The sequence below is a fragment of the Rhodococcus sp. IEGM 1241 genome (assembly GCF_033142365.1).
Classification (GTDB): domain Bacteria; phylum Actinomycetota; class Actinomycetes; order Mycobacteriales; family Mycobacteriaceae; genus Rhodococcus_F; species Rhodococcus_F erythropolis.
Genome location: NZ_JAWLSE010000039.1, coordinates 3,863 through 5,661 on the forward strand (window position 1 = coordinate 3,863; position 1,799 = coordinate 5,661).

General features: G+C 63.4%; 3 protein-coding genes. All 3 read left to right on the forward strand.

The features are described 5' to 3' along the window. Positions 1-454: 454 nt before the first annotated feature. The 3 genes from R4P70_RS32365 (at position 455) to R4P70_RS32375 (ending at position 1,706) form a co-directional block, all read left to right on the forward strand. A complete protein-coding gene (locus R4P70_RS32365; RefSeq protein WP_030538102.1) occupies positions 455-850 on the forward strand; it encodes a hypothetical protein in 396 nt (131 codons plus the stop codon). Between the two features lie 281 nt (positions 851-1,131). Beyond that, positions 1,132-1,272 carry a hypothetical protein gene (locus R4P70_RS32370; RefSeq protein WP_155277982.1) on the forward strand — a complete coding sequence of 47 codons (141 nt, stop codon included), beginning with the start codon at positions 1,132-1,134 and terminating at the stop codon, positions 1,270-1,272. A 239-nt stretch (positions 1,273-1,511) separates the two neighbouring features. Next, positions 1,512-1,706, forward strand: coding sequence for a hypothetical protein (locus tag R4P70_RS32375; protein ID WP_030538101.1), 195 nt, complete (start codon positions 1,512-1,514; stop codon positions 1,704-1,706). Positions 1,707-1,799 lie beyond the last annotated feature (93 nt).

Genomic DNA, 1,799 nt, shown 5'->3' on the forward strand with positions numbered 1-1,799 from the left:
TAGGTGAGCACGGCCAGGGGAGCGGTGCGGGCGGTGAGTGGGTGTCGAGGACTGCGGGAGGTAGGCCGGGTACGGCACACGGATGCGGCAGGTTCATCGCTTCGATGCCGGGGACCGGAACGATGGCCGCCGCCTCGAAAACATTTCGTCGCACGAAAGTGCGCCCCCAAAGTCTGAAATTCAGCCAGAGGTGTGTCTGGTTTGAAGGGGTTGTGAACTGAGCTGGGCGAAGTGCAGTGGTGAGCGAGAAATTTTTGGCGAGCGATGCACAACGAAGCGTGTGGGTGACATGTGTACGACTGGGGATCGTGAAGGACTGTGAATGTCGGGTGGTGGAGGTAACGTTGGCCTCGGACCGGCACCGTCGGGCCGAACAACTTCACACGCGGTTCGTTTCACGAGTGCGTCAACACTCACGATCGAACTGTCACCTGACCAAACCAGGAGACACACCATGACGGATTCCGTCGTGGGCATTTCGCCCACCGCCGCAGACATCACCACTGCCGCGAAAACATTGCTCGACGCCGCGCACACACTCGTGCGCCAGCTCGATCGCTTCGAGTACCAAATGCCCGGCGACATCGCGGACGCGACCGCTGCGGCCGAGTACCTCGAGGAGACGTTCCGCTTCTGCGAATACGTCCTCGTCGAATGGAACCGCGCACTGCCGACGCCGCAAGCCGCGATCGCGTTCTACGACTTCCCTCAACGCGTGCTGCTGCGCAGCGCGAAGCGGCACACCAAGTCGGCCGCGCGGGCCACGTTCAACGTCGCGTACTCGTTCTTCGACATCACGTTCAACCTTCGCCAGCTCCGGGACTACGGCGCAGTGACCGAACTCGACTGACCTACCATCACACCAGCCGTCATGCGGCTGGGTTTGGTCCAGCCAAACACGGTTAGAAGCCCTCGATTCGTTGACGCGAGTCGGGGGCTTCGTCTTGTCTCCAGCGAGCGTGCCGCACGTGGAGAAGGCGGTTTGTACGGTCGTTCGAATTCAGCCGTGACGTCGTTCGCGCTGAGTAGTCCAGGTCCACGAATACGGTCCCGGACATCGACGGACATCAACGGGAGAACGGAAAAGCTACCTTCCCCGGCGACATCGAACATTCGACCGCAGGAGCGCACATGAACGAGCAGCCAACCGCCACGAACACCGCACCCGATCGCGGCGAAAAGATTCGCCTCTGGATCGCCGCACTCACACCGATCACGGTCGCCGTCATCGGAACACTCGGCAGTATCGCGGCCGTCGTCCTCAGTCGTTGACCGGCCCAGCGCAGCGCCCCGGAACGGGCACCGCGCCAGCGCGGTCAGACTTAGGGCACCTAAGGCACTATCTTGCTCCGCCAGTCCGCCGCCGAGCTCCTCGTGATCGCTCGCGCACCCGCCCGACCAGGGCGGAATCCAAAACCCCGGGGTTTTGCAATATCTTGCTCCGCTCGAGGTGACCGAACAGGCGAGAATTTCTCCGCGCACCACCGACACATTTCGACCGAAGGACATCGATGCTTCCGGACCGACTGACCGCGCTCGCCTCCGCCGCACACAACGCCGGAGCACGTGAGAACCTCCACAACCTCGGCGGCGTCCACCACGACGCACACCACGCCACCCTCACCCTCGATCGCTACACACCCGAGAAGCTCCCAGCGTCCTCCTGGGCCGCGATACTCGACCACCACGCACGCACACCGCACTAACGATTCGGCCGGCGCTCGATTCGGCCGGCGCTCGATTCGGCCGGCGCTCGATTCGGCCGGCGCTCGATTCGGCCGGCGCTCGATTCGGCCGGC

Excerpts from the sequence above, each read along its gene's own strand:
- R4P70_RS32365 (WP_030538102.1), top strand. The coding sequence starts at position 455 with ATGACGGATTCCGTCGTGGGCATTTCGCCCACCGCCGCAGACATCACC.
- R4P70_RS32370 (WP_155277982.1), top strand. The coding sequence starts at position 1,132 with ATGAACGAGCAGCCAACCGCCACGAACACCGCACCCGATCGCGGCGAA.
- R4P70_RS32375 (WP_030538101.1), top strand. The coding sequence starts at position 1,512 with ATGCTTCCGGACCGACTGACCGCGCTCGCCTCCGCCGCACACAACGCC.